Below are 26,188 nucleotides of genomic sequence, written 5' to 3'. Positions count from 1 at the left end.
GCGAGGGCGGGCGTACTGGACGATACGGATGAAATCAAGCTTGAGTTGACCCATCGCAGGTATTGGCTGTCTTAACCGACACTGATTCATTCGATCCGCTAGTCTAGAGCGATCTTGAGAGGGGAAGTGTGCATGTTCGAATCCGCTGAAATCGGTCACGCCATCGACAAAGAAACCTACGACGCCGAGGTGCCTGCGCTGCGTGAAGCGTTGCTTGAGGCTCAATACGAACTGCAGAAGCAGGCGCGCTTTCCGGTGATCGTGTTGATCAACGGCATCGAAGGCGCCGGTAAAGGCGAGACGATCAAACTGCTCAGCGAGTGGATGGACCCAAGGCTGATCGAGGTACGCTCGTTCGATCAACAGACCGACGAGGAGCTGGCCCATCCACCGGCCTGGCGTTACTGGCGGCAATTGCCCGCCAAAGGCCGTATGGGGATTTTCTTTGGCAACTGGTACAGCCAGATGATTCAAGGCCGGGTTCATGGTGAATTCAAGGATGCCAGGCTTGATCAGGCGATCAATAGCGCCGAACGTCTGGAAAAAATGCTCGTCGACGAAGGCGCGCTGATTTTCAAGTTCTGGTTTCACTTGTCGAAAAAGCAAATGAAAGCTCGGCTCAAGGCGCTTGAGGATGACCCGCTGCACAGCTGGCGCATCAGCCCGCTGGACTGGCAGCAGTCGAAAACCTACGACAAATTCGTCCGTTACGGTGAGCGCGTGCTGCGCCGTACCAGCCATGATTACGCGCCCTGGTACGTGATCGAAGGGGTTGATCCTCATTACCGCAGCCTGACCGCCGGGCGTTTGTTACTTCAGGGCATGCAGGTGGCGTTGGCCAATGGCAAAGCCAAAGAGGAGCCAGCACCCTTCGAGTCACAGGCGCCGATTACCGACGAGTTGAGCCTGCTGACCAGCCTCGACATGACCCTGCACCTGGACAAGGATGATTACGAAGAACAGTTGATCACCGAGCAGGCGCGGTTCTCCGGGAACATGCGCGACAAACGCATGCAGCGGCATTCATTGGTGGCAGTGTTCGAAGGCAACGACGCGGCAGGCAAGGGCGGCGCCATTCGCCGGGTCGCCGCGGCGCTGGACCCCCGTCAATACGCGATTGTGCCGATCGCTGCGCCGACCGAAGACGAGCGTGCGAAGCCTTATCTGTGGCGCTTTTGGCGGCAGATTCCGGCGCGGGGCAAATTCACCGTGTTCGACCGTTCATGGTATGGCCGGGTACTGGTGGAGCGGGTCGAAGGGTTTTGCAGCCCGACGGATTGGATGCGTGCTTACAGCGAGATCAATGATTTCGAGGAGCAACTGATCGACGCTGGCATCGTGGTGGTGAAGTTTTGGCTGGCCATCGATGAAAAGACTCAGCTGGAGCGCTTCGAAGCGCGGGAGGAGGTCCCGTTCAAACGCTTCAAAATCACTGATGACGACTGGCGCAACCGCAAAAAGTGGCCGCAATACCGTACCGCCGTGAATGACATGGTTGACCGCACCAGCACCGAAATCGCCCCGTGGACGCTGGTGGAAGCCAACGATAAACATTGGTCACGGGTCAAAGTACTGCGCACCATTAACGAGGCGCTGGAAGCGGCGTTCGCCAAGGACAGAAAATCCAAGTGAATCGATGATTTTCCATACAGCCAATGAATGATCATCGCCGACCGCAGGGACCTGGTCTTATGCTCAGGGGAGCTTTCATCAACCATCCCTGCCTACTAATAAGAACGGAGAAATGCCATGCGTGAAGTGGTGATTGTCGACAGCGTAAGGACCGGCCTGGCCAAGTCGTTTCGCGGTAAGTTCAACCAGACTCGCCCGGATGACATGGCGGCCTATTGCGTCAATGCATTGCTCACGCGCAACGGCCTGGACCCCGCGCTGGTGGAAGATTGCATCGTCGGTGCGGGTTCTAACGAAGGCGCCCAGGGTTACAACATCGGGCGTAACGTGGCGGTACTGTCGCAGTTGGGGATCAATGTTCCCGGCATGACCCTCAATCGATATTGCTCATCGGGCCTGCAAGCTATCGCCATTGCGGCCAACCAAATCGCCTCCGGGTGCAGCGACGTCATCGTCGCCGGTGGGGTTGAATCTATCAGCCTGACGATGAAAAGCGTCAACATGGACAACCTGATCAACCCGCTGTTGAAAACCCAGGTGCCGGGAATTTATTTCCCTATGGGCCAGACGGCTGAAATCGTTGCCCGGCGTTATAACGTCAGCCGCGAACAGCAGGACCTTTATGCATTGCAGAGCCAACAGCGCACGGCGCAAGCTCAGGCTGCGGGGCTGTTCGCTGATGAAATTGTGCCGATGAAGGCGACCTACCGGGTCGAGGACAAGGCCAGTGGTGCCATCAGCCTGGTGGAAGGCATTGTTGATCGCGATGACTGCAACCGCCCGGACACCACGTTGGAAAGTCTGGCAGGATTGAAACCGGTGTTCGCTGAAGACGGTTCGGTGACCGCTGGTAATTCCTCGCAGCTGTCCGACGGCGCTTCGATGACCCTGGTGATGAGCCTGGAGAAAGCCCTGGAGTTGGGGCTCAAGCCCAAGGCGTTCTTCCGCGGATTTACCGTGGCCGGTTGCGAGCCGGATGAGATGGGCATTGGTCCGGTGTATTCAGTGCCCAAACTGCTGAAAGCCAAGGGCCTTGAGGTTGCCGATATCGACCTTTGGGAACTCAACGAAGCCTTCGCTTCGCAGTGCTTGTACGCCCGGGACCAGTTGGGTATCGACAACGAAAAATACAACGTTAACGGCGGCTCAATCTCCATCGGCCATCCGTTTGGCATGACCGGTTCACGTCAAGTCGGCCATCTGGTTCGCGAACTGCAACGGCGCAATCTGCGTTACGGCATCGTCACCATGTGCGTGGGGGGCGGAATGGGCGCTACCGGGCTGTTTGAGGCTTTTGAGTAACGGATGGGCACATGATCACTGAACTACACAAAAATAAACTGCTCCCACAGATTGTGTTTGCTGCGCAGCGCTGCGTCTGGCCAACGGGCTCCTGCAGGGCGCGTGGCGTGTCAAGGTTCGCGGTAGGCTACCGCTCGCGCATCGCTTCGGTATGGGCTTTCAACACGGGCTTGAGCAGATAATCCATAACGCTTTTTTCGCCGGTGATGATGTCTACGGTGGCGACCATGCCAGGGATGATCAGCAGCGGTTTGGCGTCGCTGCCCAGGTGATTTTTGTCGGTGCGGACTTGAATCAGATAGAAGCTGTTGCCCTTGTCGTCGGTGATGGTGTCGGCGCCGATCAGTTCCAGCTTGGCTTTCAGGCCGCCATAGATGGTGTAATCGTACGCGCTGAACTTGACCATCGCCGCCTGTCCCGGATGTAGAAAAGCCACGTCCTGCGGCCGGACCTTGGCTTCGATCAACAGATTGTCTTCCAGCGGCACCACTTCCACCATGTCACTGCCGGGCTGGACCACACCGCCTATGGTGTTGACCTTCATCACTTTGATAATGCCGTGCACCGGAGACACCACGGTGGTTCGGCTGACTCGGTCGTCGATGGCGATGCTGGTAGCGGTGAGTTTCGACAGGTCGGTGCGCTTCTCATTGAGGTCTTTCGACGCATCGGAGCGGAACACAAATTCCGACTCCTGCACCTTGCTTTTGATCTCATTGATCGCCGCCTCAGCCCGAGGGATTGCCAGCGTTGTCGCATCCATCGACCCCCGTGCTTCCACCGCGCTGCGTTTCAAACGAAGAATCTCCACCGGCGATACCGCCCCCGAGCCTACTAGCGGCGCTGACATATTCATCTCTTGTTGCAGCAGGCCGAGGCTGTTGCGGTATTGCTCCTGCTTCGAGCGAAACTCGGCCAGTTCCTGATTCTTTTGCAGCAATTGCTGGTTCAGCGTGCGTTGTTCGCTGCTCAGGCGCCGTTGCCGGGACTCATACAACGAGAGTTCATCGGCGGCCACTTGTGGCGCCTTTTTGATCACCTCGTCCGAGAGCTTGAACGGGCGGCCCTCGGCTTCGGCGGACAAACGTTCTACCTGCGCCATCAGCGCGTAACGGTCGGCTTCGCTTTCGCCCTTGTTCGACAGAAAGCGCGTGTCATCCAGACGCAGCAAGGTATCGCCCTTGTTCACCATCTGCCCTTCGCGGACAAAAATCTCAGTGACGATCCCGCCTTCAAGGTTTTGAATAACCTGTACTTTGCTTGATGGAATCGCCTTGCCTTCGCCCATGGTGACTTCTTCGAGCACGGCAAATTTGGCCCAGACCAACGCCGCGACCATCAGCGCGGCAGCGATCCAGACCGTCAATCGTGAGCCCCGAGGCGAGTCCTGGGCGGCCACGCCGGCCACTTCAGGCATGAATTCGGTGTCGGCAGGTTTACCGAAATGAAAGTAGCCGCGGGGGCCGGTGGTCGCTGACATGGGGAAGAGCTCCTAAACCGCTGCCGAGCCGACACGGCCCTTGCGTAATGCTTCGATGACAATATCTTTCGGGCCATCGGCAACGATTCTGCCGTTGTCCAACACCACTAACCGATCCACCAGGCTGAGCATCGAGGTGCGATGGGTCACCAGTAGCAAGGTCTTGCCGTGTATCGAGTCCTGCAGGCGCTGACGCAGGGCTTCTTCGCTGCTGTTGTCCATGGCGCTGGTGGGTTCATCCAGCAGCAAAAACGGCGGGTCCAGCAACAATGCCCGGGCCATCAACACCGCTTGGCGTTGCCCGCCAGACAGCAACTGGCCGCGCTCGCCCACGGGTCGATCAAAGCCTTGGGGGTGCTGGCGGGCGAGTTCGCTGACGCCGGTCATTTCCGCCACTTCGAGCATTCGTGCGTCGCTGATATAGCGCGCGCCCAAGGTCAGGTTGTCGCGCAAACTGCCGGCGAGCAGCGGCAGGTCGTGGGCCACATAACCGATTTGTTGGCGCAAATCCGCCACGTCCAGCTGCCGCAAGTCCAGTCCATCCAGTAGCAGTTGGCCGTCTTCCGGTGCGTAAAAACCCATCACCAGCCGCGCCAGGGTGCTTTTGCCCGAACCGCTGCGGCCGATGATGCCGATCCGTTCACCGGGTCGTACTGAAAAACTGACGTTGTGCAGCGCCGGTGCGTTTTGCCCGCTGTAGCGAAACGTGACTTGATGCAGCTCCAGCGCACCCTTGAGTTGCGTCCGCTCCAGCGGGCGTTGTTTGGCATCGCGCTCCTGGGGCAGGGCCATCAGCGCATCGGTGCTTTTCATTGTCAGTTGCGCTTGTTGATAGCGAGTGATCAGCCCGGCGATTTGCCCCAGCGGCGCCAGTACCCGGCTGCCAAGCATATAAGTGGCGACCAGCGCGCCGACGCTCAGATTACCGGCGATGATGCTGTACACCCCGGCGACAATGGTGGCCATGCCGCAAAACTGCTGGATGAACAGCGTGCCATTGCTGGCCAGCGCCGCCAGATTTCGCGCGTGGCTGTCGAGGCGGGTAAGGGCGCCGTGGGTGCTTTCCCAGGTATGCTGGCGTTCACTTTCAGCGCTGCAGGCTTTAAGGGTTTCGAGACCGCCGAGGGTTTCGATCAGCAGTGCCTGACGTGCGGCGCCCAAAGATAAGCTGCGTTGCACGGTGTCGCGCAGGCGCGCTTGAATCAGCAGGGCGAAGATGACGGTGATGGGAAACGCCACCATGGGAATCACCACCAGCCAACCACCGAGCAGGCCTATTACGGCCAGCATCAGCACGGCGAACGGCAAGTCGATCAAACTGGTGAGCGTGACCGCCGTGAGGAATTCCCGCAGCCCCTGGAAATCGTGAATGCTTTGGGCGAAGCCACCGATGCTGGCGGGTCTGGCTTTCATCGACATCCCGGTGATTCGTTCGAACAACGTGGCCGAGAGGATGATGTCGGTTTTCTTGCCGGCCTGGTCCAGCAAGTGCGCGCGAACCACCCGGAGTACCAGTTCGAAAACCGTGCCCACCAGCAGCCCGATGGACAGCACCCACAACGTCGATGTCGCTTGATTGGGCACCACGCGGTCATAGGTTTGCATGACAAACAGCGGCACCATCAACCCCAGCAGGTTTATGCACAGGCTGGCGAGAAGGGCATCGCTGTACAGCCAGCGCGACAGCTTCAAGGTGTCGCGAAACCAGGCGTCAACCCGTGGCACCAAAGGTGAGCGCAGGTCTTCCAGCTCATGCCGCGGCCGGGCAAAGAGCGCTTGGCCGCTGTAGTTCTCAGTCAGTTCTTCGCGGCTGACCCATTGCTCGCCGCCTTGCGCCTCGCTGGGCAGGATCAGCGCACGGCCGTCGTCCGACCAGCGCCTGAGGATGGCGCAGCGGCTGTTTTTCAGCAGCAACAGCACGGGCAGGCTCAGGGTAGAAATATCGTTCAGTTCGCGCCGCAGGGTGCGCGCTTGCAACCCGGCGCGGGCAGCGGCCCGAGGCAGCAGGTCAAGGGTCAAACGCTGCTGTTTCAACGGCAGACCCGCGCTCAGGCTGGCTCGACTGACGGTGCAGTCGTGCAGCTTGCAGAGTATCAGCAGACCATCGAGCAGTGGGTCGTCGAAGCTCAGCCGAGGGTCGACGGACAAGGTTTCCATGGTAGTCAAAATAATCCCCTTTCCAGCAACACATCGCCCATCGACAGGAGACCGAACCTGTGGGGGCCAACCTGTTGGCGATAGGCCTGATGGGCTATGCCTTAGGTCGCCTCGCCAACCCGTTGGCTCTTACGGTGGTCGGTGGCCATGTGTTTGTTTTGAGACCGCGCGGAATTCCCCTCCGCCAGGACAGCTGTTACTTCATTTCTGGCAAATGGGCTTCGCTTTTGACGTCCGAGAGCGCAACTGCTTCATTGGGTAAAACTACGCGTAACTGACGTAACAAATCGCCAGTGGTGGCCAGTACGCGATACATCGAGTACTCCTCGGTGTAGCGCACTTCGGTGTAGCGGCGGGCGGCGTTGAACAGTTCGTTTTCGCTGTCCAGCAAGTCGAGCAAGGTGCGTTGGCCGAGGCCGAACTGGTCTTGATAGGCGGCGCGAACCTTGGTCGTGGTTTCGGCATATTCCCGGGCGATGGGCGCCTGGATGTGGGCGTTGGTCATGGCATTCCAGGCCAGCGCCAGATTTTCGTTAAGCGTGCGCAGCGCGTTGTTGCGAACGTCCATGGACTGATTGACGCGGTACGCATCGCCTTGCAAACGGGCCTTGTCGCGGTTGCCGTTGAACAGGTTGTAATTCATCACCACAGCAGCGCGCCATTCGTTGTCGTAGCCGGGCTCGCCTTGCAGATTTTCATTGGCGCCGGTGGCCAGTTCGGCATCGAAGCGTGGGTAGAACGGCGACTTCGCACCTTCGTACTGGCTCTCGGCGGAGGCCACGTCCGATTGGGCGGATTTCAGGTAAGGGTTGTTCACCAGCATCGATTGCCGGGCGTCTACCAGATTGACCGGGACTTGACCCTTGATCGTGGCCGGTGTTTCCAGCTCGTCCGGCATACGGCCTACGGCGCTGAAGAAATTTGCCTCGGCGTCGGCCAGGTCCACCTGTGCGGTGTAGAAGTTGTCTTCGGCCAAGGCGCGGCGGGCTTTGGATTGGTCAAGGTCGGCATTGGTGCCCACGCCTCGGGTGCTGCGCAAACCGATCTGGTCGTTGATGCGTAGATGCGCTTGAAGATTGTTCTTGGCCAGGGTCAAAAGCTCCCGGCGTTTCAGCACGTCCAGGTACACCTCGATCGCCCGTAGCGCGACGTCTTCCGAGACCCCCTGAACGTAATACGCACGGGAGTTGACCACCGCCTGAGTGCGGCGAACCTCGTTCGGGGTGTTGAAGCCATCGAACAGCATTTGCCGCAAGCGCAATTCAGATTGGGTGTAATTGAGCGTTTGTTTGTCGTGGCCAGTGATTGCCCGGGTGGTTGGGCTGTTGGTGCCTTCGCGGCCATAGCCGGCAATCAGGTCCACGGTGGGCAAGTATCCACCTTTGGCAATTTTTACGTCCTCACCTGCAGCCAGGCGACTGTTGGAATTCGCCAGAACCTCAGGGTGGTATTCGATCGTGTGCTGGACCGCCTGGGTTATTGACATGGCATGCGCGTTTGCGCAGCTCATTGCTAGCAGGATTGCGCTACAGATGGGGTTTAAAACGCGCATGTACTTCTCCCTAATGCCTGGTGGCGGGCTGGATCGCCAATAAATTGGCGAAAATCTCAGGTAAAACCGTATCAGATTTGTAACAGCAAGAATAAGAAATTATTCACGGTCTGCTAAGACGATTTTTTCATAACCCTTATGCGAAAAAAAACTTATGCGCCGTTCCGATTTCCAGACATTGTTCAAATCTCAAAACGCTTTATGGCTAGATACTGCGGGTTTTAGACGGTTTTTAAAAAGTTCAACGTGACACGAAAAAGTTTTTGAAAAACGGCGGTAAACAGGCAAATAAGCAGATTTGCAAGGTGGCGGTTTTTTGTCACGTAGTGCTGGCGGAGTGCCATTTTGCTGGGTTTAAGCACTGTTTCCCCCGAAATCTGTAACGTTTTAATTTCTGTTTTTGTAAGAGAAGCCACCTTTAGGGCAGTTGCGCTTTTTCTACGAAACCAAGCGCCGACCATTGTCGGTATGGAGGAGTGGGTATGGCCAAGTTGATCGGTACCGTCACGCAGGTTGTCGGTGAAGTGTTCGCGGTTGCGGGTGATGGCAGTCGTCGCGCGCTGGTGCAAGGAGATCGGGTATTTGCCGGTGAGCAGCTGCAAACCGGAGCCGTGGGGGCTGTTGCCGTGCACTTGGCCGGCGGGGGCGAATTGACGCTCGGGCGCGACAGCAGCATGCCGCTGTCCCCCGAGATTTTGGCCAATCACGCGACCCACATCGATACCCCGGACACCTTGACGCCAACTCAGGCGCAGTTGACCGATGTGCAGCAGTTGCAACGAGCCATTGCCGCTGGCGATGACCCAAGCAAAACGGCCGACCCGACAGCCGCAGGTCCTGCCGCTCCCAAGGTCGCGGGCGCGTTAGGCGGCGGCCACTCGTTTGTGCTGTTGGAAGCCGTCGGCGGGCATGTCGACCCGGTGATTGGTTTCTCCACTGCCGGCTTGAGCAGCGCGCCGATATTTCCTGAAGGTGACGTTGCGCCACGTACCGGCGACGGTTCGGACGCACCGGTTGTTGTCCCGCCTCCTGTAGCTCCGCCGCCGCCAGACACCAGCATTCACATCGTTGGGCTGGACGTCGCTGGTGGTGAGCTGACGGTCAACGAAGCCAACCTGCCCCTGGGCTCATCGGCCAACCCGGCCGCCTTGACCCAAGGCGGAAGTTTCACGATCAATGCTGCGGACGGCCTGAAAAACCTCAGCATCAATGGCGTCAACCTGATCACCAACGGCACGGCGAGTGGTGTCCCGCAATCCATCGAAAGCGGGTTGGGCAATACCCTGACCGTCACTGGCTACAATCCGCAAACCGGCGTGGTCACTTACACGTACACGCTGAACGGTGCTGATACCCATCCGGAAGGACAGGGCGCCAACGCCATCGGCGACCACTTCAACGTGGTGGCGACCAACAACGACGGCACTGTTGCCAGTGGCATTCTGGACGTCAACATCATCGATGACGTGCCGAAAGCGGTTGACGACAGCAACCCCAACACCGCATCTGAAAGTCTGGTCACCCTGACTGGTAGTGTCTTGCCCAACGACACTCAGGGCGCTGACCGAATCCCCACGGGTCCGATTATCGGCGGCACCTTTGCAGGAACCTACGGCACATTGGTCCTCGCTGCGGACGGTTCCTACACTTACACGTTGAATCCCCACGATCCGGACTTTATTGCCTTGCATGGCGGCGGTAGTGGCACGGAGACGTTTACCTACACCCTGCAGGATGCCGACGGCGATACCAGCCAGGCCAATCTGGTGTTACAGGTACATAACAACAACGACCCGGTACTGATTACCGGCCTGAGTGGTGACGGCGCCGGGGTCACGGTGTATGAAAAAAATCTCGGCACCGGCAGCAGCCCTGACGCGGGAGCATTGACTCAAACCGGCCATTTCAATGTGACCGCCCTGGACGGCCTGAAGAGCCTGTCCATCGGCGGCATCGACCTGGTGGCGGGCGGCCTGATCAGCGGCGTAGGCAAGTCGTTCACTACCGGTTTGGGCAACACATTCACCATCACTGGCTTCAACGCTGAAACCGGCGAAATAACCTACAGCTACACGTTGAACAGTGCCGACCTGCACCCCACCGGCAACGATGCCAATGGACTCGCCGAGCATTTCAACGTCGTCGCAACCGACAACGATGGTGACACCGCGAACAGCACGCTGAGCGTCAATGTGGTTGACGACGTGCCCACCGCCCGCGATGACAGCAACGCTCACACCGCCTCAGAATGTGCAGTGACCCTCAGCGGCAATGTGTTGCTCAATGACACCCAGGACGCTGACCGCATTCCGACCGGCCCGATTGTTGGCGGTACGTTTGTCGGAACCTACGGCACTTTGGTACTCGCTGCGGACGGTTCCTACACCTACACCCTGAACGCCCATGACCCTGATTTCGTCGCTCTGCACGGCGGTGGCAATGGCACCGAGGTGTTCACCTACACGTTGAAGGATGCCGACGGCGATACCAGTCAGGCCAATCTGGTGCTGAACGTTCATAACAACGACGACCGGGTCACCCTGGATGGTCTCCACGTCAAAGGCGGCGAACTGACGGTCTATGAGAAAAACCTGTGCGACGGTAGCCACCCCAATGCCGACGCGCTGACCCAGCGCGGCGAGTTCGTGGTGCATGCCCCTGATGGCTTGCAAAACCTCAACGTTGGCGGAATTGACGTGGTCCTCAACGGGGTCATTCAAGGCTTTCCGGTGTCTGTCGACACCGTCATCGGCAGTGTGCTGACGGTGACCGGTTACAACGCCGAAACCGGCGTGGTCAGTTACAGCTACACCTTGCAACTCAATGCTTTGGAGGCAAACGGCAACGGCGCCAACAGCATAAGCGAACACTTTACCGTGGTCGCGACCGATGGCGATGGCGACTCAGCCACAGGTGTTATCGACGTTAAAGTGGTTGATGACGTACCCACTGCACACGCCGACCACGCCCAGATCGTCGAAGGCGGCACTGTCCGTGGCAACGTCTTGGGCAATGACACGATGGGCGCGGATGGTCCCGGTGGTGGCGAGCCGGTGGTAGGCGTGCGTGCGGGTGGTGATACTTCCCAGGCGGCTTACGGTGGCTTGGGCACTTCGATTGCCGGGATCTATGGCACCTTGGTTCTGGACGCCTACGGCAACGCGACTTACCACAGCAACCCGGATTCAGTGAGTGGGCCAGGCGCCCATGACGTGTTTACCTATTCAATTCGCGATGCGGACGGCGACGTCAGCACCACCACGATCACCATTACTGTGGAAAATTCTTGCCTCAAAGCGGTCTCCGCGCAGGGCGTCACGGTGTTCGAGAACGCATTGGACCTGAACCAAAGCGGCCACGACCTTGCCCCGGGAACGGTGGTCGGCAGTAATCCCCATTCCCCAGGGGAAACCGGGTCTGGCACATTGGCAGGTTCGGTGTCCGGGGGCGCTGGGGCGGTCAGCTTCAGTCTGGTGGGCAGCAATAACGGCACGTCGGTCGGCCACTACGGAGAAATCCACCTCAACAGCGACGGCAGCTATACCTATACCCTGACCTCGGCGCCGAAAACCTCGCCGACGGCCAACGATGGTGCCAACGTCGAGCACGACAGTTTTACGTACAAAGCCACGGACGCCTTGGGCAACACCGTGACGAATACACTTGTGGTCAACATCGTCGACGACGTCCCGACTGCGGTATGCAGCGAACGCACGTCGGCGGTAGTCGGGGTCAATTCGAACCTGCTGTTGGTGATCGACGTCTCCGGGAGCATGGCGGACGCCTCTGGAGTGCCTTGTCTTTCCCGTCTCGATCTGGCCAAGCAAGCCATCGATGCCTTGCTCGACAAGTACCAGGAAATGGGCGATGTGAAGGTGCAAATCGTTACCTTCAGCACGGGCGCGGCCGACAACACGCCGGTCTGGGTCGATATCGACACGGCGAAGTCGATCATCAGCACGCTGTCGGCGGGCGGTAATACCAACTACGACGCAGCGGTTGCTGCGGCCAAGCTGGCGTTCCCCACCGACGGTGCGATAGCGGGCGCGCAAAACGTCGCGTACTTCCTGTCGGACGGCAACCCGACCCACAACGAAAATATCGGCATTACCGACGAAAACGCATGGAAAGCCTTTCTTGACGCCAATCACATCAAGGCCTACGCCATCGGTCTTGGCTCCGGGATCAGCAGTAACTACCTCGACCCGCTGGCCTATGACGGTGAAACGGGGACCAACACCCATGCGGTACTAGTCACCGATTTGAACGGTCTTAATGCTGTGCTGACCGGCACCGTGCAAGGCGTTCCCATCACTGGCAGCCTGATGACTGGCGGCACCTTTGGCGCCGATGGTGGTTTCATCAAGGCCATCGTCGTCGATGGCACATCCTACCTGTATGACCCGAAAGCCAATCACGGGCAGGGCGGTATGAACGTGGTGGGTGCCAGCCACGGCAGCTTCGACACCGCGTCCAACAGCGTTACGGTTACCAGCCACAATGGCGGCACGCTGGTGGTGGACATGGATACCGGCGAATACACCTACACGCCACCCAAGGTCGGCAGCACGGGCGTTACCGAAACCTTCGGTTATGTGGCGAGTGACAACGACGGCGATGTAGCCGGCGCAAACCTGGTGGTCCACGTCAACGGCAACGGACCTCCAGTGGCGGTGGCTGACAACGTGATCACCAACATTCTGGCGCCGAACATCAGTGTGTCGGCCGAGGTGCTGTTGGCCAATGACACTGATCCCAATGGCGACAAGCTGACGGCCTCGCCGACCACGTTCAACACCGGTTGGGCGGCAAAAGGCGCTGACTTTACCGCTGCCAATTCGTCAGCCATCAAATTCACCGGCACCAGCGACAACAGCGTTAATCAGTTGAAAACCATTGAACGCAGTGACTTCTTCAACAGCGCGGGGGCGTTGACGGCGCTGGTGGTGCTCAACGGTTATCTGGGCGCGACCCACGCTTCGGCGGCCAATGCCCAAGACTTGTACAGCGTTACCCTGCACAAGGGCGAAACGGTCACCCTGGATAATTCCAGGGATGACGCCCACGTCGCCATGCAATGGCAAGACGTCAACGGTGCATTTCACACCATCGCTGACGGCGGTACGTTTACGGCTGCTGACGATGGGGTATATCACCTTCAGGTAAGAAATATTGATAACAGCAGCGGCCATAACGTGACGGTGGCAGAAAATTATCAACTTAAAGTGCTGGTTGATTATTCCGCCGCCCAAGACGTAACACCGGACTATCACGGCACGTACACCGCCAATGACGGCCACGGCGGCAGCAGCGTGGCTGAGGTAAATATTCAGTATCAGGCGGGCAATACGTTACAAGGCACTAATCACAACGACGTGCTGATCGGCGGCCCGGGTGATGCCCATTTGCATGGCGGCGATGGCGATGATGTGTTGCAGGCCGGTAAGGGTAATAACGAATTGTTCGGTGACAACGGCAACGACATCCTGATCAGTGGTCCGGGCAACGATTTGCTCGATGGCGGAGCGGGGAACAACACCGCCAGTTATGCCAACGCCACGGCGGGTGTGCACGTTGATCTGAGTATCATCACTGCGCAGAACACCGTGGGCGCCGGGGTCGACACTTTGGCCAACATCGATAACCTGATCGGTTCGCATTTCAACGACACCCTCACCGGTGGTTTTGATAACAACATCATCAATGGCGGTCTGGGCAACGACATCCTCAACGGCGCAGGCGGTAACGACATACTGATTGGCGGCCTGGGTAACAACACCCTGACCGGTGGCACCGGCAACGACACTTTCAAATGGGAACAGGGCAATGTCGGGCATGATCTGGTGACCGATTTCAGTATCGGCGTCGACAAGCTGGATTTGTCGCAACTGCTGCAAGGCGAAAATTCCAGCACTGCGTCGCTGGACAGCTACCTGCACTTCAGCGTCAGCGGCAGCGGCGCAAGCGTGGTCACCACCATTGAAGTGAACCCCATAGTGGGCCAAGCCCCGACGCAAACCATCGCCCTGGCCGGAGTGGATCTGGCCAACCATTACGGCGTCGCGCCGGGGTCAGGCGGAATGATCGCCAGCGGACACGACACCGCATCCATCATCAACGGCATGATCAGCGACCATTCGTTGAAGGTGGATACGGTTTGACGGTGCGAGTTGCCGAATATAGCAGCGATCCGGTGGGTTCCGGCCCACCGGGATCTCGGCGGGGCACAGAATGTGGATCAGTGCAAAATGCCCCAGGGCAGCCTTTATCAGTGATGACGAGGCTTAAGAATTGCCGGGGCTGGTTTTTCGTCGGGGGCTTGGCACAGCAGGTAAAGCGCTGTCAGTGCTTCCGGGATCTGAACGATCATGTCGTCCATCAGGTTCGCGTCTTTGGCGATGTCTTCGAATTCTGGCTGCTCATCGAATAAACCTGAACCAACCATCAACGGCAGAAGCATTTCGCTGACTTCGTCTTCAGCGCTTTCGAACCAGGCGTTTTCACGCAGGAACACGCCTTCCATGAAGCCAATGCACCAGCCGCGCAGTTCCGAATCGTCCGGGTCATCGCCCAGGTCCAGATCACACGGCAGTTCGAATTCTTCGTCTGATGCCAGTTGGCGAGCGATATGCGCCTGCAACTGAATCAGCGTGGCTTCGGTTTCTTCGCGCTGCGCGTCGTTTTCATATGGCGGCGGCTCGGAAAACAGCGCGTCGATCCACTCACGGCTTGGCACTGTTTCGGCACAAATCGACAGCGCGGTCAGGAAGCCGTGGGCGGCCACATAATCCAACGCTTCGTCGTGCAGTTCGTCAGCATCGAGGAAGACTTGCAGGCGGGTTAGTTGCTCGGCGAAGGACATTGAAAAATTACCTTGGGAATAAACGATGCTGAATTCTAGGCTGTGTAAGGCCCGCGCGCCAGCGAGTCAGCTGTTAGAAGCTGCTACTCGTTTAATTTCGACCACTGATGTCACTGCTGTCCTTTGCCAGGAAACCCTCGGGTATAATGCCGCGCTTTGCGATGCTGCTCGGGGTCGCGACAGGCTGTAGCAGGGTTGTTTCTGCAATGGTTTCTGCAATTTGTGGGGTTTCTATGCTCGAACAGGCTCAACGCGTACTTAAAGACATCTTCGGCTACGACAGTTTTCGTGGTCGCCAGGGTGCCATTATTGAACGCGTTGCTCGCGGCGGCGATGCCTTGGTGCTGATGCCCACGGGTGGCGGAAAGTCCTTGTGTTTCCAAGTGCCTGGGCTGTTGCGGGACGGCCTGGCGGTGGTGGTTTCACCGCTCATCGCCCTGATGGACGATCAGGTGGCGACTCTTGAAGAACTCGGGGTATCGGCGGCTGCACTGAACTCCACCCTGAGCGCCGAGCAACAGCGTGACCTGGCCAACCGGATTCGTCTGGGCGAGATCAAAATGCTCTATCTGGCCCCCGAGCGCCTGGTCCAGCCGCGCATGCTGGCGTTCCTGCAAAACCTGCAGATCGCCCTGTTTGCCATCGACGAAGCCCACTGCGTGTCGCAATGGGGTCACGATTTCCGTCCTGAATACCTGAAGCTGGGTCAGCTTGCCGAGTTGTTTCCGGACGTACCGCGCATCGCCCTGACCGCCACGGCCGATAAACGCACCCGGGAAGAAATCGTCGAGCGCCTGCATTTGCAGAAAGCCGAGCGTTTTCTGTCCAGTTTCGATCGCCCGAACATTTTTTACCGCATCGTGCCCAAGGAACAGCCACGCAAACAGCTGCTGGCGTTCCTGTCCGAGCGGCGCAGTGACGCAGGCATCGTCTATTGCCTGTCGCGCAAAAAGGTCGATGAAGTCGCGGCCTTCCTCTGTGAGAACAACTACCCAGCGCTGCCGTATCACGCCGGTTTGCCCAACGAAACCCGTGCGGCCAACCAAAAGCGTTTCCTCAATGAGGAAGGCCTGATCATGGTCGCGACCATTGCCTTCGGCATGGGCATTGATAAACCCAATGTGCGTTTCGTCGCGCACATGGATTTGCCTAAATCACTGGAAGCCTACTATCAGGAAACCGGCCGTTCGGGTCGTGATGGTCTGCCAGCCGATGCGTGGATGGCTTACGGTCTGCAAGACGTGTTGATGCTCAAGCAGATGCTGCAGAACTCCGAAGGCGACGAGCGCCACAAGCGTCTTGAGCAGCACAAGCTCGACGCCATGTTGTCGCTGTGTGAAGAAACCCGTTGCCGTCGTCAGACCCTGCTGGCGTATTTCGATGAAGACATGCCCAAGCCCTGCGGCCATTGCGACAACTGCGTTGACGGCGTGCAGACCTGGGACGCCACCGAGCCCGCGCGTCAGGCGTTGTCGGCCATTTACCGCACCGGCCAGCGCTACGGCGTCGGTCATTTGGTCGACGTACTGTTGGGCCGTGACAACGACAAAGTGAAAAGCTTTGGCCATCAGCACCTGGCTGTATTCGGGGTTGGAAAGGCCCGCGCCGAAAACGAATGGCGGTCGCTGTTCCGCCAATTGGTGGCGCGAGGGTTGGCTGATATCGATCTGGAAGGCTACGGTGGCTTGCGTTTGAGCGATACCTGCCGGCCGTTGCTGCGCGGTGAAGTGACCCTTGAGTTACGCCGGGACCTGAAACCACAGACCACTGCGAAAAGTGGTTCGAGTCCGGCCAGTCAATTGGTCCGTGGCGAAGAGCGCGAGCAGTGGGAAGCATTGCGTGCCCTGCGGCGCAAACTGGCCGAAGAACACGGTGTGCCGCCTTACGTCATCTTCCCCGACTCGACACTGCTTGAAATGCTTCGCAGCAAGCCCGGTTCTTTGTCGGAAATGGCCCAGGTCAGCGGCGTTGGTGCGCGCAAGTTGGAGCGCTACGGCGAAGCATTCCTTGAAGTCCTCGGCGGTACGGCAGAGGCGCCGAGGGTGGTCGCTGACCTGCGTCACGAGCTGATCAGTCTGGCCCGTGCCGGAATGACCCCGCTGCAAATTGCCGGACAGTTGCAGTGCTCGGAGAAAAACGTCTACACCCTGCTGGCCGAGGCTATCGGCAAGCAGCAACTGTCGCTGGAGCAGGCGTTGGACCTTCCTGAAGATTTGCTCAGCGAAGTGCAAGATGCGTTTCTCGATGGTGAGGGTGAACTGCCGCCGGTGTCTGCCGTGGCTGAGCAGTTCACCGGTCGCGTGCCCGAAGGCGTGCTGTATTGCGTACGGGCTGCGCTGCAATCCGAATTTGAAGTCTGAATCCCTGTCGATTTCTTGTTGGCGAGGCGTGCCTTGCGGTGTATCAGGTACACCGCGTTGTTGCCCTCGCGAACACGTTAGTTCCCACCGAATTTCGGCATGGCGCGAAATTCCGGTAAATCCTCTATCTTGAAATTCCCTTCCTGCGACAGCGAGGCACTTGCCTACATTCAAGGGTCATGGTTAGCTGACTAATAATTAGTACAAGCCTTCAACCATGAGTTTCCTATGCCCTTAACTGATCAACATCGCTTCGGTATGCAACTGGCGCACATGTCCCGCGGCTGGCGCGCCGAACTGGACCGACGTCTGGCCGACCTTGGGTTATCGCAAGCGCGCTGGCTGGTGCTGCTGCACCTGGCGCGTTTCGGCGAGCCGCCGACCCAGCGTGAACTGGCGCAAAGCGTCGGCGTAGAAGGCCCCACCCTGGCCCGCCTGCTCGATAGCCTGGAAACCCAAGGGTTGGTTCGGCGCCAGGCCGTAGTTGAAGACCGTCGCGCAAAAAAGATTCTGCTAAGTGCCACGGCCCGCCCATTGATCGACAAGATCGAAACCATTGCTACCGCGCTACGCATCGAGTTGTTCGCGGGCATTGATGAAGCGGAACTGCGTACCTGCATGCAGGTTCACTCAAAAATATTGGCAAACCTCGAGAAATCCTGAGCATTGAGTATTCAGCGACAGTCAGAGGCTTATAAGCTTCAATATTCTTGAACGCGTGCGAGCATCACGCTCGAATTGCCCCCATACTCGCGCCATCTACGAGTAGATGTTGAGTGTGCCGAGAAGCCAGCTTTGGGTTTTATAAGGATTTACATGCTGAAGAGTTCTCAGGTAGCGCTCGCGCGGGCCAAGCGCCCGTCGCGGCACTTCGTTCGTCGTTGGTGCGTGGCTGCGGCTGCGACATCACTCATGTACTCAGCACTGGCTTCGGCCTTGGGCCTTGGTGAGATCACGCTGCACTCCGCGTTGGAACAACCATTCAACGCCGACATTGAGCTGATTGATACAGCCGGCTTGAGCGCCGATGAAATCCACGTTGGCCTGGCCTCGCCGGAAGCGTTCAGCCGCGCGGGCGTCGACCGTCTGTTCTTTTTCAATGACCTGCGCTTCACGACTGTCATCAATGGCAATCGTGGGGTTGTACATGTTGTGTCAAGAAAGCCGGTTACCGAGCCTTACCTGAGTTTTCTGGTGCGATTGGCCCGTCCGAACGGCGATTCGGTGCATGCCTACACGCTGCTCATAGATCCGCCTGATTCGGCCCAAGGCATCGCTGCGTCCCGTGGCCGATGGATTGAGCCTGCGGCACATACTATTGCCGACTCGCATATGCCAGTTGCGCCACCACAGGCGGTACAAGGTAATCATTACACCGTCGTCAAAGGCGATAATCTGGCCTCCATCGCCCGGCACTTGCAGGGGCCAGGGGGTAAAACCTCAGCGGCAGAGCTTGCTCGAGGGATACAAGCGCTTAATACCCAGGCATTTCCCAACGGTAACACCACCAGGCTGAAAGCCGGCCAAAGCCTGTTATTGCCCGATACGGCAGTGTTGCCGACTGCGGTTTCGGCGCCGGCCGCTGCGGTTGCACCTGCGCCGCTGCCTGTTACCGAAGCCCCGGCAGCGCTGCCGCTGTCCGCCGAAGATCAAAAAACCGCTGAGCAACTGGCGGCCAATGCCATCGAAAACCAACAGTTGAGCAAATCCGTCGGCGACCTGAAAGGGCAATTGCAGGGCCTGCAAGAACAAGTCGCTGGTAAAGACAAGCAAGTCGTCGAATTACAAACCGCCCTGGCTGAGATGAAAGCTGTTGCCAACAAGCCGCTTGCAGCGGTTGCTCCAGCGCCGGCTGTAGCGGTTGCACCGGTGGCTGCGGCGGCACCCGAGGATGACTCGTTGGTCAGCATGCCTCTGCTGCTAGGGGCGGTTTTGATACTGTTATTGCTGCTGGCACTGGCCTATTCGGTCCGTCGCAAGCGAATGAAAAACGTGACCTCTGCGCAGCCGGTTTCTCGGTCGGTGGAGCCTACGATTGCACCTGTTCAGGTTGCTCCGGTGGTCGAGCCGCCGAGGGTTGTGGTCGCCCCGGCAGCGCCGGTCGCGGTTGCCCCGACATCCACTGGCCAGCGCCTTGCCGGTACCGCGACCGATGCGCTGGACGGTGCGAGTATCTACATCGCTTACGGTCGCTTTACCGAGGCATTGGGCATTTTGCGCGATGCGTCGGTGAAACAGCCGCAACGCACCGACCTGCGGCTGAGAATTCTCGAACTGTTGGGCGAGCAAGGCGACGTCGACGGTTTTGCCCGCGAAGAGCAAGCCTTGCTAAGTCACGGTATCAGCGCCGAAACCGTGCAAGAAATTCGCGAGCGTTACCCGAAACTAGAGGTCAAGCCTGTGTCCGCGCCTGGGCAGACAGCCGGGCTGCCGACACAAGCGCCAAGCGCTGTCGTCCTCGCGCCTGGGTTGACGCCCGATCCCGTTGACTCACGGTTCATTGAACCCGAAGCCCCGGTAGCCACCGCACAACCGGTGGACGAGTTCCATTTGAACCTGGATGACCTGTCGATGGACGCCGACTGGGATCTGGTCGATCCGTTCGAAACCAAGCCGGCTGCGCGCAGCAAAAAACAGCCTGAACAGGCGCCCGAAATCGAGCCGGACTTTGCTACCAACCTCACGGAGTTTCCTGAAGTTTTCGAAATGCCCGATGAGCAATACCTCAGCGACTTTGCAGAGCCTGAGGTGGAACTTGAGCCCGGGCCGATTATTCAGTCCAACAGCGATTCCCTGGATGACGACTTTCTGGATGGTTTCATGAGCGATTCGTCTGAATTTGATTTGCTGGACTTGGTTGAGGACGAGCCCCTGAGCAAAATCAACCAGGCGCAGCTGTTGATTGATGACGGTGAACTGGAACGTGCCCGGGCGTTGTTACAGGAAGTGCTCCTGGATGGCGACCACGAACACCATCGTACTGCGCAGGATTTGTTAGCCACCATCAGCTGAGACTGAGCATGCCTGCCACCAAGCCTGAAATCGTCATCACTTACTGCACGCAGTGCCAGTGGCTACTGCGTGCCGCCTGGCTTGCCCAAGAGTTGCTCAGCACCTTTGCCGATGATTTGGGCAAGGTTTCCCTGGAGCCTGCCACCGGCGGCGCGTTCCGCATTACCTGCGATGGCGTGCAAATCTGGGAACGAAAGGCTGACGGTGGTTTTCCCGAAGCCAAAGTGCTCAAGCAACGCGTGCGGGATCAGATCGACCCGCAACGGGATCTAGGCCACAACGACCGCAAACCTTTGTAGGAGCTGTTACGAGGCGGTTTGCGCAGCGGTATAAATCGAATTCTTCGGATACGCAAACACCCGCTCCAGCATCGGTTCGAAGAAGCTTAAGGGTAGGTTTTTGTAGGCCGGGTCAAAGGCTGCCGCGTCATATTTCGCGCAAAACTCGATGGTCCGCAGATACTGAGGATGTTCGGCAAACTGCTCACGCAACAGTCGATCCATGCCTAAATGGTGGAAGAAGTAGTAGCCCTGAAACACCCCATGCTTTTCCACAATCCACAGGTTTTCTGCACTGACAAAGGGTTTCAAAATAGCCGCCGCGATGTCTGGATGATTATAGGATCCCAGGGTATCGCCGATGTCATGCAGCAGCGCGCAGACCACGTATTCCTCGTCGCGGCCATCTTCATGAGCCCGGGTCGCCGTTTGCAGCGAGTGGGTCAAGCGATCAACCGGGAATCCGCCAAAGTCACCGTCCAGTAATCGCAAGTGAGTCAGGATTCGCCCCGGTAATTGCTTGGCGTAGGCGGCGAAATCCTTGGCAATTATCATCCAGTCTTCTTGAGTGCCGTCCTGCATATGGGTGAAACGGGCATGAGTGTTCATCGTCAGTCCTGTCGTTATTAGTAGCGGACCGACTTAGTTTAGGCGCTACACATTTTCCGGCAGTGACATTGCGCGCCACGATAGTATCCTTGGCCGCAATAGCTGCGGGACGCGCTAATCAAGAATAAGAAATCATGAGCGAAAGAACGACTTCTGCCGGCTGGGCAATGGGTATCGTCAAGTCACTGGAACTGGACGGCCTGGACTGCCGTGTACTGTTCAAAGAACTGGGGCTCGACTATGCCGACCTGGATAACCCCGACGCGCGCTTTCCGCAGGACGGCATGACCCGACTGTGGCAGCGGGCGGTGGAAATGTCCGGTAATCCGGCGATTGGTTTGAACATGGCCAAGGTCGTGCGGCCTGGCTCGTTCAGCGTTGCTGGCTATGCGCTGATGTCCAGCCAGACGCTCAAAGAGGGGTTTGCACGGCTGGTGCGCTACCAGCGAATTATCTCGGAAAGCGCTGACCTGAGTTTTCGATTGTTGCCGGAAGGCTATGCGTTGATTCTGACTGTGCATGGCGATCATTTACCGCCCACCCGGCAAAGCGCTGAAGCATCAATGGCCTCGGCGCTGGCGTTCTGCAGTTGGCTGAGCGGACGGACCTTGCAACCGCGCCAGGTACTGATTCAGGGTGTTCAACCGAAGAATCTTGAACCCTACAAAAGGGCCTTTCATGCACCGTTGACCTTCAATGCACCGTATGACGCGCTGGTATTCGAGCGCGCTGACGTGGAAGCGCCGTTGCCCACTGCCAATGAAGCCATGGCGCAGTTGCATGATCGTTTTGCCGGGGAGTATTTGGCGCGCTTTTCCGGAAGCCGCGTGACACATCAGGCTCGACAGGTGTTGTGTCGGTTATTGCCCCAAGGCGAGCCCAAGCGGGAAATGGTGGCGCAGTCCCTGCATTTGTCACAGCGCACCTTGCAGCGCCGCCTGCAAGACGAGGGCACCAGTTTTCAGGCGTTGCTCGATGACACCCGCCGTGAGTTGGCTGAGCAATATTTGGCGCAACCGCAGATGACACTGTTGGAAACCGCGTACCTGTTAGGCTTCGCTGACCCTAGCAACTTCTTCCGCGCGTTCCGTCGCTGGTTCGATGCAACCCCCGGGGAATACCGCGCTCGGATGTAAATGGTATTAATTAAATTTGCAGATCACTCGTTATTAACGATGTACCCACCCTAGAATGGCCGATCATTTTTTCAGGAGAAACCCATGGAAGCGCTCGACGCTTTGCTCAACCGTGTTTCGGTTCCTCGGCTGGTTGATCCGGCACCGGACGCAGCGCAACGGGAGGTGATGTTTGCGGCTGCACTGCGCGCACCTGATCACGGTCAGTTGCGGCCGTTTCGGTTCCTGACAGTTGAAGGCGCGGCCCGTGAGCAAATGGGTGAGTTGCTGGCACAGGCATTGAAACTCAGCGGCACCGAGCCAAATGCCCAGGCGCTGGAAAAAGCCCGCCTGGGACCCTTGCGCGCACCGTTGGTGGTGGTGGTGATCGCCAAACTGCAGGATCACTTCAAAGTGCCCAAGCAAGAACAACGAATCACAGCGGCCTGCGCAGCGCACGCGATTCTGAATGCAGCCTTTGCACTGGGGGTAGGCGGCGTGTGGCGCACCGGCGAACTGGCGTATTCAGCCCATGTCGCCAAGGGCCTGGGGCTGACAGCTGGCGAGGAAGTCGTTGCCTTCCTTTACCTTGGCACGCCACAAAACGAACCACGCCCAGCGCCGAAGCTGGATACGGCAGAGTTTGTGCGTGGATGGGGGGCTTAACCACAAATCCCGTAGGAGCCAACTTGTTGGCGAGAGGTCCTTGCGGGATACCCGGTTAATCGCCTCGCCAACAAGTTGGCTCCTACAGATGGAGTGTGGTTTACCGAGCTGCGCCTCAGGATATCCCTGAAATAATCGGTTCGAGGGGTAAATCCATACTGGCCACAAACCCGCCTTGGGGATGGTTGGCCAGCGTCAGGTGACCGCCATGACGTTCTGCGGCGCGTTTGGCGATGGCCAGTCCCAGGCCGTAACCCGGCGTTGTCTGGCCCGGCGCGCGGTAAAAGGGCTCCCCTAGCTGCGGCAAAAACTCGGGCGCGACGCCGGGGCCATGGTCACGCACGCTGATGAGCAATCGATCACCCTCGCGCTGTGCGAGAAAATCGATGGTTTTCCCTTCCGGATTGAAGCGCAACGCGTTGCGCAGCAGGTTATCCAGCGCTCGCTCAAGCATGTCGGGCCAGCCTTGCAGCTCAACGTCATCGTGAATATCGATACGCACCTGCTGGTCCGCAGCGCTGAGCAACGCGTCGTTTTTCAAGTGCTGTAGCATCTCGTCCAGGTCCACCGGCTCGGCATCACCGAAATCTGCATCCAGACGCGCCAGTACCAGAATTTCGCTGATCAACGCTTCCAGTCGATCACATTCCCGCGCCAGCCGCGGCCAAAGCTTCTCGCGCTCAGCCGGTTCGGCACGTTCGGCCAGGGCCAGTGCAATCCGCAGCCGCGCCAAGGGTGAGCGCAGTTCGTGGGAGACGTCACGCAGTAACTGACGCTGACTACCGATCAGCGCTTGCAAGCGGGCGCCCATGCGGTTGAAGTCAGTGGCTAATACGCCAAATTCATCACGACGGTTAGCCAGCTGCGCCAAGCTGTTTTGTTGGTAGGTGGTCTGTCCCAAATCATGCACCGCGCCGCGCAAACGGCTAAGAGGCCGAGTGATGGAGAGTGTCACCAATAAGCTGAACAGCGTCAGCACCACCAATGCAATGCCTAGCGCGCTGAGCGGCCATAGCAAACTTTGCCGATGCCAGGCATTCAGTTCCGGGTGGGGAATTCGGTAGATAAACAGATAGGTTTCGCTGGTTTTCGGACTGGTGTATTCGGTGGTTAAACGACGCCATGGTAACTGCTCGGGGTCATTGTGCTGACGGGCTTCAAACGCTGCGGCTCGGGGCGGGAAGGTGCCACGAACTACCGCTTCGCCGCTGTCATTGAGCACTTGAACGTCAACGTGATAACGCCGTTTACGTTGCTGCAAGTATTCCTGTGCGGCGTCCTCACCCTTGTCTTCATAGAGTTCGGTCCAGTTCTGCGCCAATTTGGCGATGCCCGGATGGCGGCTGAGAATCCAGGCGTCCTGGTTGAGCATATGCCCGAGCAAAATCGAGAGCCCAGCCACCAGGGCTATGGCTAACCAGAAGCTCGCTAGAATTCGCCAGAACAATGAACGCACGTGGATTCCTCAAACGTAAAAACCCGGCGCACTTTAATGCGCCGGGCGGGGGGACAAACCAATCATTATTTAGCTTGTTGATCCTTTTGTGCTTTCCAGGCCTGGAACTCGGCATGGTCGGCACGACGTTGGGCTTCTCGCTGTTGGATCACGTCGAACTGTTTCTGCTGATCAGGCTTGAGCAGCGCGCGGACATCGCTTTGAGCCTTGAGGTGTTTCGCCTCTAGCTCATCCTGCAGGCTTTTCTGCTGAGCTGGGGGCAGCATTTGCAGGTAGCGTTGGGTGGTTTCGTCACGGCTACGTTTTTGCTCGAACATGATCCGGCCGATTTGTTGGCGTTGATCCGGGGTCAGGTTCAGTTGGCTGTATGGGCTGTGACCATGCATGCCGCCACCGTGGCCACCACCGTCTTCAGGTGGCATTGCCATTGCGACAGTAGGGAGGGCAGCAGCAAACAGCAGGGCGATTAACGTTTTACGCATGGTGAATCTCCTTGTCTCGAATCCGGCTCGATACCGGTTGAGGCCAGTGTAGGGAGAACAAGGTCAACGGCGGTCAGTTGACGGTAAAGCTTGGGTAAAGACAAAACGGTCGAGGCCTGACATATCTGTGAAATGATTGATACACACAGTCTGTAGGCGTCAACCTGTTGGCGAGAGGCTTGACGCGTCTGGTCTGCCAGGACGCCTCGCCAACACGTTGGCTTCTACAGATAGTTGGCCGGCCGGCACTCACACGCAGTAGTAATAACCGCGGCTGCGCAAGGCGACGATTCTTGGGCGGCCGTCGGCGTGAGGACCGATTTTTTTGCGCAGGTTGCTGACGTGCATGTCCAGGCTGCGGTCGTACAGGGTCAATTTGCGACCCAGTGCCAGTTGCGCCAGTTCTTGCTTGTCCAGTGGTTCGCCAGGTTGACGCAGCAGTGCTTCAAGCAAGCGGCTTTCCGACACGGTCAGGGTGAATTCATGCTCGTCGATGGTGACCACGCCGCGCACCGGGCTGAAACACAAATCGCCCAATTCCAGCACACTGGCGGCCGCTGAAGGGTGGCTGCGCCGCAACACAGCGCGCAGCCGGGCAGTGAGTTCCCGAGGGTCGCACGGTTTGGCCAGGTAATCATCGGCTCCCAGCTCAAGGCCGAGGATACGGTCCAGCGGTTCTCCCCGAGCTGACAACATCAGCACCGGCAGGTCCGGATGGTCAGTGCGCAGTTGCTTTAGCAACTCCAGGCCGCTGCCATCGGGCAGCATCACGTCCAGCACCACGGCGGCCGGCGGCGGTGTTTGCGCCAGTGCCAGGCGGGCGCTGCTGCCATCGTGGCAAGACTGCACCTGGAAGCCTTCCTGGCTCAGCCAACTGCTCAGAAGCTCACACAGCTCTTCGTCATCATCAATCAGTAACAGTTCGCTCATGACTCACTCAATTTAGCCACTGGCGACGTTGTCGACGCCAGCCTGTGGCAAAGATACCGCAGAGAAGGGCAATTGTTGCTACACCGCCACCCGCAACGAACCACTGTTGCTGTTCAGTGAACAGGCCCTGCAGCGAGGCGGCTTGCGATTCTTTGAGTTGCAACTTGAGGCGTTGGTTCTCTTGACGCAAGCGACTCATTTCATCGCGCTGTTGGTCGCTCACTTTAGGGCGTTGTTGTGCGTCGGTCATCTGACCGTTAGCGCTCGGCGGCAACGGCGCCGCTGTGCCGACACT

Annotated in this window: 18 protein-coding genes; 9 read left to right on the top strand and 9 right to left on the bottom strand. The window is 58.3% G+C overall.

All coding sequences use genetic code 11. The features are described 5' to 3' along the window. Positions 1-132: 132 nt before the first annotated feature. A complete protein-coding gene (gene pap / locus JWR17_RS15465; protein ID WP_299832801.1) occupies positions 133-1,632 on the top strand; it encodes a polyphosphate:AMP phosphotransferase in 1,500 nt (499 codons plus the stop codon). Between the two features lie 117 nt (positions 1,633-1,749). Next, positions 1,750-2,934 (top strand): thiolase family protein, encoded by a 1,185-nt coding sequence (locus JWR17_RS15460; protein ID WP_299832799.1) that lies wholly within the window; start codon positions 1,750-1,752, stop codon positions 2,932-2,934. Between the two features lie 127 nt (positions 2,935-3,061). Here the strand turns inward: JWR17_RS15460 and JWR17_RS15455 are convergent, their stop codons facing one another. The 3 genes from JWR17_RS15455 to JWR17_RS15445 form a co-directional block, all read right to left on the bottom strand. Then, positions 3,062-4,414 (bottom strand): HlyD family type I secretion periplasmic adaptor subunit, encoded by a 1,353-nt coding sequence (locus tag JWR17_RS15455; protein WP_299832798.1) that lies wholly within the window; start codon positions 4,412-4,414, stop codon positions 3,062-3,064. Positions 4,415-4,426: 12 nt separating this feature from the next. After that, positions 4,427-6,580 (bottom strand): type I secretion system permease/ATPase, encoded by a 2,154-nt coding sequence (locus tag JWR17_RS15450; RefSeq protein WP_299832797.1) that lies wholly within the window; start codon positions 6,578-6,580, stop codon positions 4,427-4,429. Positions 6,581-6,767: 187 nt separating this feature from the next. After that, positions 6,768-8,123 (bottom strand): TolC family outer membrane protein, encoded by a 1,356-nt coding sequence (locus tag JWR17_RS15445; protein WP_299832796.1) that lies wholly within the window; start codon positions 8,121-8,123, stop codon positions 6,768-6,770. Positions 8,124-8,605: 482 nt separating this feature from the next. On the opposite strand from JWR17_RS15445, the gene JWR17_RS15440 reads away from it, so the two are divergent. Beyond that, a complete protein-coding gene (locus tag JWR17_RS15440; protein WP_299832795.1) occupies positions 8,606-14,284 on the top strand; it encodes a retention module-containing protein in 5,679 nt (1,892 codons plus the stop codon). Between the two features lie 107 nt (positions 14,285-14,391). Here JWR17_RS15440 and JWR17_RS15435 read toward each other — a convergent pair whose 3' ends face one another. Beyond that, complete coding sequence (locus JWR17_RS15435; RefSeq protein WP_299832794.1) at positions 14,392-14,985, bottom strand: YecA family protein; 594 nt, start codon at positions 14,983-14,985, stop codon at positions 14,392-14,394. Between the two features lie 233 nt (positions 14,986-15,218). Between JWR17_RS15435 and recQ the strand changes: the two genes are divergently transcribed. The 4 genes from recQ (at position 15,219) to JWR17_RS15415 (ending at position 20,656) form a co-directional block, all read left to right on the top strand. Then, positions 15,219-17,345 (top strand): DNA helicase RecQ, encoded by a 2,127-nt coding sequence (gene recQ, locus JWR17_RS15430; protein WP_299832793.1) that lies wholly within the window; start codon positions 15,219-15,221, stop codon positions 17,343-17,345. Between the two features lie 228 nt (positions 17,346-17,573). After that, the gene (locus JWR17_RS15425) at positions 17,574-18,008 is read left to right on the top strand and encodes a MarR family transcriptional regulator (protein ID WP_299832791.1); all 435 of its coding nucleotides are present in this window, start codon (positions 17,574-17,576) and stop codon (positions 18,006-18,008) included. A 153-nt stretch (positions 18,009-18,161) separates the two neighbouring features. Then, the gene (locus JWR17_RS15420; RefSeq protein ID WP_299832790.1) at positions 18,162-20,357 is read left to right on the top strand and encodes a FimV/HubP family polar landmark protein; all 2,196 of its coding nucleotides are present in this window, start codon (positions 18,162-18,164) and stop codon (positions 20,355-20,357) included. Between the two features lie 8 nt (positions 20,358-20,365). Then, positions 20,366-20,656, top strand: coding sequence for a SelT/SelW/SelH family protein (locus tag JWR17_RS15415; protein WP_299832789.1), 291 nt, complete (start codon positions 20,366-20,368; stop codon positions 20,654-20,656). A 6-nt stretch (positions 20,657-20,662) separates the two neighbouring features. Here the strand turns inward: JWR17_RS15415 and JWR17_RS15410 are convergent, their stop codons facing one another. After that, positions 20,663-21,244 (bottom strand): HD domain-containing protein, encoded by a 582-nt coding sequence (locus JWR17_RS15410; protein ID WP_299832788.1) that lies wholly within the window; start codon positions 21,242-21,244, stop codon positions 20,663-20,665. A 134-nt stretch (positions 21,245-21,378) separates the two neighbouring features. Between JWR17_RS15410 and JWR17_RS15405 the strand changes: the two genes are divergently transcribed. Together JWR17_RS15405 and JWR17_RS15400 are read left to right on the top strand one after the other, a co-directional pair. After that, positions 21,379-22,380 carry an AraC family transcriptional regulator gene (locus JWR17_RS15405; protein ID WP_299832787.1) on the top strand — a complete coding sequence of 334 codons (1,002 nt, stop codon included), beginning with the start codon at positions 21,379-21,381 and terminating at the stop codon, positions 22,378-22,380. A gap of 84 nt (positions 22,381-22,464) precedes the next feature. Continuing rightward, a complete protein-coding gene (locus JWR17_RS15400; RefSeq protein ID WP_299832786.1) occupies positions 22,465-23,025 on the top strand; it encodes a nitroreductase family protein in 561 nt (186 codons plus the stop codon). Positions 23,026-23,140: 115 nt separating this feature from the next. On the opposite strand, the gene JWR17_RS15395 is transcribed toward JWR17_RS15400, so the two are convergent. From JWR17_RS15395 to JWR17_RS15380, 4 genes are all read right to left on the bottom strand, one after another. Continuing rightward, on the bottom strand, positions 23,141-24,481 hold the full coding sequence (locus JWR17_RS15395) for a HAMP domain-containing sensor histidine kinase (protein ID WP_299832785.1): 1,341 nt from the start codon (positions 24,479-24,481) through the stop codon (positions 23,141-23,143). A 65-nt stretch (positions 24,482-24,546) separates the two neighbouring features. Beyond that, a complete protein-coding gene (locus JWR17_RS15390) occupies positions 24,547-24,963 on the bottom strand; it encodes an LTXXQ domain protein (RefSeq protein ID WP_299832784.1) in 417 nt (138 codons plus the stop codon). 249 nt (positions 24,964-25,212) lie between these two features. Further along, on the bottom strand, positions 25,213-25,893 hold the full coding sequence (locus JWR17_RS15385) for a response regulator transcription factor (RefSeq protein WP_299832783.1): 681 nt from the start codon (positions 25,891-25,893) through the stop codon (positions 25,213-25,215). 7 nt (positions 25,894-25,900) lie between these two features. Next, the coding region (locus JWR17_RS15380) for a translation initiation factor 2 (protein WP_299832782.1) at positions 25,901-26,188 on the bottom strand (288 nt) is incomplete at its 5' end.

The organism is Pseudomonas sp. (assembly GCF_028293835.1).
Lineage (GTDB): Bacteria > Pseudomonadota > Gammaproteobacteria > Pseudomonadales > Pseudomonadaceae > Aquipseudomonas.
The sequence above is the reverse complement of the archived record's forward strand: the minus strand, read 5'-3'. Positions and strand labels throughout refer to the sequence as shown.